At 32.7% G+C, this 7075-nt stretch carries 7 protein-coding genes and 1 pseudogene; 6 read left to right on the top strand and 2 right to left on the bottom strand.

Annotation, left to right across the window (positions count from 1 at the left end; genetic code table 11):
* A pseudogene (locus DXA54_RS24470) lies at positions 1-221 on the top strand (hypothetical protein); the annotation flags it as partial.
* A gap of 171 nt (positions 222-392) precedes the next feature.
* On the opposite strand, the gene DXA54_RS24460 reads toward DXA54_RS24470, so the two are convergent.
* Both DXA54_RS24460 and DXA54_RS24455 read right to left on the bottom strand, forming a co-directional pair.
* Positions 393-1403, bottom strand: coding sequence for an ArdC family protein (locus tag DXA54_RS24460; RefSeq protein ID WP_005780952.1), 1011 nt, complete (start codon positions 1401-1403; stop codon positions 393-395).
* 424 nt (positions 1404-1827) lie between these two features.
* Positions 1828-2421: a recombinase family protein gene (locus tag DXA54_RS24455; RefSeq protein WP_007559111.1), complete on the bottom strand. Its 594-nt coding sequence runs from the start codon at positions 2419-2421 to the stop codon at positions 1828-1830.
* Positions 2422-2566: 145 nt separating this feature from the next.
* Between DXA54_RS24455 and DXA54_RS24450 the strand changes: the two genes are divergently transcribed.
* The 5 genes from DXA54_RS24450 to DXA54_RS24430 are packed head-to-tail and all read left to right on the top strand — an operon-like array spanning position 2567 to position 7074.
* The gene (locus DXA54_RS24450; RefSeq protein ID WP_007559113.1) at positions 2567-2908 is read left to right on the top strand and encodes a hypothetical protein; all 342 of its coding nucleotides are present in this window, start codon (positions 2567-2569) and stop codon (positions 2906-2908) included.
* 19 nt (positions 2909-2927) lie between these two features.
* The gene (locus DXA54_RS24445) at positions 2928-3242 is read left to right on the top strand and encodes a DUF4134 domain-containing protein (protein WP_004295370.1); all 315 of its coding nucleotides are present in this window, start codon (positions 2928-2930) and stop codon (positions 3240-3242) included.
* A gap of 1 nt (position 3243) precedes the next feature.
* Entirely contained in the window at positions 3244-3543 is a 300-nt protein-coding gene (locus DXA54_RS28830; RefSeq protein ID WP_004295371.1) for a hypothetical protein, read from the top strand.
* Between the two features lie 5 nt (positions 3544-3548).
* Complete coding sequence (locus tag DXA54_RS24435; RefSeq protein WP_007660146.1) at positions 3549-6389, top strand: hypothetical protein; 2841 nt, start codon at positions 3549-3551, stop codon at positions 6387-6389.
* Positions 6390-6399: 10 nt separating this feature from the next.
* Positions 6400-7074 carry a hypothetical protein gene (locus DXA54_RS24430; protein ID WP_004295374.1) on the top strand — a complete coding sequence of 225 codons (675 nt, stop codon included), beginning with the start codon at positions 6400-6402 and terminating at the stop codon, positions 7072-7074.
* The last annotated feature ends 1 nt before the right edge of the window (position 7075 follow it).

The following is a 7075-nucleotide window of genomic DNA, read 5'->3' as shown; positions in this document are numbered from 1 at the left end:
GGTGTGCCAGGAATGATAATTCGGTATCATTTCATCATGCCATGTTTACCCATCAGTGCCGGAACTCCGAAAAGTACGGTATCAATTTCTTTCCCTATAGTTCTTATTGGGTTAGACAACAAGACGCATTAAAATGTATTCTCAAAGTGAGAATGTATTTTAATTTGCGTCATGTTTCCGCTTCTGCAATGCTTACTAAAGTGGAGTTACCTAAAAGGTAGTGGAACTTTACTAAGGATTGCAGAAGGGATAAAGAAACATACCTTAGAAGGGTGGGTGGGTTTACCGATAGCAAAACTATTGGAGCGTAACAAAGTGAAGCGATTAAGCCTTTTTGGTTCTTTTTTGGCGTTTGAAAAAAGAACTCCCCCCAATGAGGGGGGAAGGAACCTTTAAGCAACCTTTGTATTTTTCTCTTCTTCAACTTCTTCCACATCTAGCCTTATATTTAGATGCTGGGCTATGAATTTACTACCTTTAATAGCATCTGCCAATACAGTAAATAAAAATTTAGGTTCTTCTTTTATTGCTTTGCACCATGATTTTAAATAAGCCGCATTTTCTTCTCTGACGGTTACAGAAATACCCAAATATACACCAGACAAAGCCGATATTAATTCTGCTACAAGTTCTTCACGCCCATAATTGAATTTATCATTTTCATAAAATCCTTTTCGATTTAGTCTATTTTTAACACCTGTACTATGTCCCATTTCATGTAATTCTGTACCATAAAAACTTTCTCCGTCCTTAAATTGGCTCTTTAAAGGTAAAGTAATGCTATCATTTGATATTGAATAAAACGCACTATCACTAGAAACCGTTTGAATAGGACATACCCAATTTTGATTCTTATTCATTTCATCAAGTATTGGATTTACATACATTTCTTTCTCTTCTTGTGGCTGTTCCTCTCCTGAAAATTTAGCCTTTAATATATCCCATCTATTGGGATATTTTTCCGCAAAGTTTGTTTGGTCTAAATTAAAAACTTGGAAATATTTTGTATAAGCTGCTAAACGGTATTCTTTTTGTTCTTCTTCTGATAATTTGTTATATTCATCATATGAAATTTTTTCATTTGTCTGACGATGATAAGCACAAAATAATGTATAATAAACAGGAAAAGCAACAGCACCTTTTAGAACATTAATACCTTCGTTTCGTGCTTGATTGAATGTCAAAAAAACAGGAGTTTGATAATTATATTTTTCACACAAAAAATAAAGTAAAAAAGCGTTTCCACCACTATAAGTACGACCTGTTAAATTTTGTGGTAAAAAGTTCTGTTTAGAGTTGACTTTAGAGAACCAAGGTTTTTGCCAATTCATAGACAAGCTTTCAATTTTTTCAACCATAAGGTTTACAAACTTCTCTGCATTTTTATCAAAAGTAGATTTCATAATTTTGTTTGCTGTTCTTTATACTGGCAGCCAAACCAGCTTTAAAAGTTTATTTATCTCTTTATTTTCAATACTCAAAGATAGTAATTTTCTATAAATGTCGCAAATAATAAGACAATTATTTTTGTTAAAAATAGTTTATAATCGGCTGATTTTTAACGTATTATCTTTTCCCTAAAGTTTTATATATTTTGGGTGAGAGATAAGGTTTTATAAACGGAATATTCCCTTTAGGGAACATGAAGTCTATAAAACCGAATATCCAATGCCTTGCTTTTGTAGGTGCTTCATAGAAGCGGTGAAAAAAGCAAAGCATTGGATATACCTTAGAAGGGTGGGTGGGAAAATGCGTTAGGGATTGCAGCGGAAAGCCCACAGCGTAGCGAGGACTTGCAGCGAAAAGCCCGACCTGAAAGGTAACGCCCTATTTATTTCTTCTATTCATCAATCTTACTTTTTCATAACGTAAATACCTATACAAAGTAGCCTTACTTCCAATGTGTAAAATTCTACATATTTCATCTATAGAATAATCCCGATTTTCATATAAACGCTTTGCTGCTATAGCTTTTCTCTTTGCATCTTCCGATAACCCTATAGGTCGTCCCGTAAGTTTCCCTCGTTCTTTTGCAGCTTGTAATCCAGCCCTAGTTCGTTCTACTATTATTTCACGTTCATATTCAGCCAATGAAGCAAAAATTCCAAATTGACATCTTCCTAAAGCACTATTAGTATCAATACCATCAACTATGCTTTTGAATGCAATTTTTCTTTTCTGCAAACAATCAACTATATAAACTAAATCTTTCAAAGAACGTCCTAATCTATCTAGCTTCCAGATAACAAAAGTATCACCTTCTCGCAAATATGCAAGGGCTTTATCTAATTCGGGTCTATCCTTTACTCCTGATACTTTTTCCTCAAATATAAGTTTGCATCCGGCTTCTTTTAAAGCATCTAGCTGCAAATCTAAATTCTGTTCCCTCGTTGAAACACGAGCGTAGCCTATTATCTCCATTTTATTTAAATCCAAGTTTCATAAATTCAACTATTCGCGAAACTATTTTAAACTAGGGCTTTCCCCCCTGTTATTACCTCTAGTACTATTATAAATCAAAAGTACAGAAAAAGGGTCGATTAATGAAACTTTTAAATTTAAGAATATGAGTTATTCACAATTTATCATGGCTGTATTTGCCATTTATGTAGTTTACTACGCTGCAAACATCCTGTATGATGCTTTCCTAAAGCAAAGCAAAACCAATACAGGTGAAGAAGAAGAAATTATTTCAATAGGAGAGGAAGAAGAAATACCTCACAAAGTTGTAGATGAAGATTTTGAAACAGGCTCATACGAAAAAGAAGATGAAAAAAAAGAATCTGAACAGAATTATGTATCTGTAAATGAATCTATTGAAATGGAAGTTGAAACACAAGGTATTCCAATGGAACAACTTCTTGCTAAAGGGAAAAGCATGTTTTCACACGTAAATTTTAACAAATAAACAACTAATTTTTATTCAAATGAAAAAGTTTTTTTCAAAAATTGCTCAAAGAGCATTCGCTTTAGCCATTAGCATAATGGTAGTAACTAACACTTTTGCACAAGGTGCTGCGGGAATTGATGCAGCTAGTTCTGAACTTGCAACCTACATGGACCCCCTAGGAAACATGATGATGATACTAGGAGGTCTAGTAGGATTAGTTGGAGCAGTGCGAGTTTATTTAAAATGGAACTCTGGTGACCAAGATGTACAAAAGGCTGTTATGGGCTGGATGGGGTCATGTATCTTTCTGGTTGTATCAGGTGTTGTCGTAAAAGCATTCTTCGGAATCTAATATGTCGAAAGAGTATCCAAGTTACAATGTATATAAGGGGCTACAAAAGCCCCTTATTTTCAAAGGATTTAAAGGCAAGTTCATATATATCGGTGGAGCTTGTATTATTAGTGCTTTACTTTTATGTGCTATTGTTTCTACTCTGGCTTCTTTTATGTGGGGAGGTATAACTCTTGTAATAGTTATGTTTGGAGGGTTAGGAATAACATCGCAATTACAAAGAAAAGGGCTTCACAGGAAAGATAAACGAAAAGGCATATATATAGTATCACGCACTTTTATAAGAGATAGAAAAAAATAAAGCTTATGAAAAAGAAAAGTGAATTTGAAGCTCCTTATATTGGTATTGAAACAATAGACAATACTCCTATATTCTATAACCGAAGGGGCGACTATTCTGTTATCATTAAATGTGAAAATCCTATAATACAGTATTCAGCAGATATGGATGCTTACTATGATTTTCACCACTTATTTACTAATATCCTCAAAGTATTAGGAACTGGATATACAATACAAAAACAGGATATTCTATGTAAAAAATCATTTTTACCACCCCAGAATAGGAAGAACGACTATTTATCAAATCGTTATTTTGAACATTTTAAAGGACGAATATATACTGATATTTCTACTTATCTTGTTATTACAGGAGAAGTAGAAAGGTCTAAATTCTTTTCTTTTGACCCTCGAAGGTTTGATACTTTTATTAGAAACATCACAAAAGTATTAGGACTATTCGCTAACAGAGGAATAAGAGCTAAACTATTAAATGAAAATGAAATAGAAATATATATAAAAAGATTTCTATCTATCAATTTCAATCAGCAAACAGTAAGCCTAAAAAATATCAAAGCAAGAGAAGAAAATCTTATAATTGGAGAAAAAAACGTACAGTGCATTTCTCTTGTAGATATTGACGAAGTTAATTTTCCTTCTGTTATAAAACCATATAAAGAGGTCAATATTGGGCTAAGGTTTCCTGTTGACTTACTCTCTTTTTTGCATGATACACCAGGTATAGACACAATTATCTATAATCAAGTAATAAATATTCCAGACCAACGAAACGAAGCAAACAAATTAGAAGGCAAAAAGAAAAAACATAAAGGAATGCCTGACCCTGCAAATGATTTATGTGTAGAAGACATAGAACGAGTGCAGTCGGATATTGCCAGAGAAGGGCAAATGCTTGTATATGCACATTATAATATAATTCTTGCTGGTCTTGATGATATTAGTAAGGCTATCAACTATGTTGAAACATCTCTTTTTGATTGTGGCATTATTATTAATAAACAATGCTTCAACCAATTAGAATTATTCGAATGTGCACTGCCAGGAAACGCAATCAACCTAAACAGTTATGACAAATTTCTAACAACTTCCGATGCTGCAATTTGTCTTTTGTTCAAGGAAAAATTACAAGTAACAGAAAACAGCCCTTTTCTTACTTATTTTACAGACAGACAAGGATTGCCTGTTGGAATAGATATGTCCGGGAAAGAAGGTGAGAAAAAATATACAAATAACTCCAACTTCTTTGTTTTAGGTCCAAGTGGTTCTGGTAAGTCTTTCTATGTCAACTCCAAAGTAAGACAATGGGTTTTAGATAACACTGATATTGTATTGGTAGATACAGGGCATAGTTATTCAGGAATGTGCGAATACTATCATGGCAAATACATTACTTATTCTGAAAGCAAGCCTATATCTATGAATCCTTTCCGAATTACTGAAGAAGAGTATAATGTAGAAAAGAAAAACTTTCTTAAATCATTAATTTTCCTGATATGGAAAGGTGCAAATGGTGAGGTCAAAAAGCAAGAAGAAGAAATTATGGATATTACCATAGAAAAATACTATTCTTTCTACTTTCATCCCTTTAATGGTTATTCAGATGCGGAAAAAGAAGCCATACGTGAAAATTTACTACTCGAATTTCAAGTCAATGAAGAAGAATTTGAAAACGAAAGGGAAAAAGAAGAACGCAAGATACTTTCCGAAAAAATAGAGAAATTACAGCAACTAGTAGAAAAAGGAGAAGGCGGAGAAAAAACCAACGCAGAAAAAGCGATACAAAACATTCTCATCGAAAAAGGCTTTACACGCCAAGAGCTTGATAATCCTGAAACTAGATTACTTTCTATAATAGAAAGACGAATCCAGAAGAAGGAAGATATATTGAAAGAAATAAAAGTTGAAAGCTTATCTTTTAACTCTTTCTACGAATTTTCCCTACGCATTATACCTATCATTTGCAAAGAGAACAAAATTGATTTTGATATTACTAACTATAAGTTTCTATTAAAAAAATTCTATAAAGGAGGACAGTTAGAAAAAACTCTTAATGAGGATTTTGACACTTCCCTTTTTGAAGAACCCTTTATAGTTTTTGAAATTGATGCAATTAAAGATGACCCTGAATTATTTCCAATAGTAACCTTAATTATTATGGACGTTTTTATTCAAAAAATGAGATTAAAAAAGAACAGAAAGGCATTAATAATTGAAGAAGCATGGAAAGCCATAGCTAGCCCTATGATGGCTGGCTATATACTCTATTTGTATAAAACAGTTCGTAAATTTTGGGGTATGGCAATGGTTGTTACTCAAGAACTGGAGGACATAATTAGTAATCCTGTAGTCAAAAACTCTATAATCAGCAACTCCGATATTATATGCCTATTAGACCAAAGTAAATTTATAGACAAATATCAAGAAATAGCAAATCTTTTATCCCTAACGGAAGTAAATCAAAAGCAAATATTTACCATAAATCAACTTCCCAATAAAGAAAACCGTAATCGGTTTAATGAAGTATTTATAAAAAGAGGAAATTATGGAAATGTATTTGGAGTAGAGGTTTCTCTACACGAATATTTCACATTTACTACAGAACGAATTGAAAAAGATGCTGTTGGATATTATCATATCATTTATGGTAGTTTCCAAACAGGATTGGATAATTTTATAATAGACCTAAAATCTTCCAAATTAAAAAATATGGATTGGGTTTTACAAGTCAATAAGGTACTAGGGTATCACTCCGATGATGGAAGCCTAAAAGATATACTTAACATCATAGGGGAACAACCATTATATAAGTATATCCTAGATAAATACAAATGGATTACAAACCGTTAAAGATAATATCATGAAGAAAATCCTATTTATTTTAGTGGTAGCATCTACTTTAACCCAAGTTGCATATTCGCAAAAGGCAGTCTTGGATATAACCTGTATGGAAACACTTATAGCTAATCATAAGGTGCAACATACTTCTTTCTCTAAAGTGAAAGAGAATGAAGCTCAAATAAGCCTTATACAAAAACAAATCAGTGAAAAAATGGTTCAGATTGAATTTTTCCAAAGCAAATTTTATAATAGCCTAAAATCTGTAGAAGCCATCATAAAAACAGGAAAAGATATTATCTACTGCACTGATATTGCAGCAGATATTGGTAAATATCAAAAACAAATGGTTGAACTTGCTGTAGGTGACCCGGCTTTATTATTGGTGTCAGCAAAAACAGAGCTAGAATTAGTAAATCGCACTGCGGATTTGACACAATACATTTATCAGGTCGCTATTGTCGGGACAGATGTAAACCTTATGGATAATAAGCAAAGAATAGACTTGCTTAAGTATGTTATTAATGAACTAAGAAACATGAGAGGTATAGCATACGCTGTATGCCGACAGATGAAAACAGCAAAAAGAAATGGAGTATTACAAACATTAGCTCCGGGGGTATTTAAATACAAAGATAATCGTTCAAAATTAGTTGATGATTTATTACAGAATTATAAAGTAAAACCTAAAAGATAAT

Origin of the sequence: Bacteroides sp. OF03-11BH, assembly GCF_003604005.1 — a bacterium.
In the GTDB taxonomy this organism is placed as follows: Bacteria; Bacteroidota; Bacteroidia; order Bacteroidales; family Bacteroidaceae; genus Bacteroides; species Bacteroides ovatus.
Note: the sequence above shows the minus strand (reverse complement) of the source record. Positions and strands in the feature narration are given on the sequence as shown.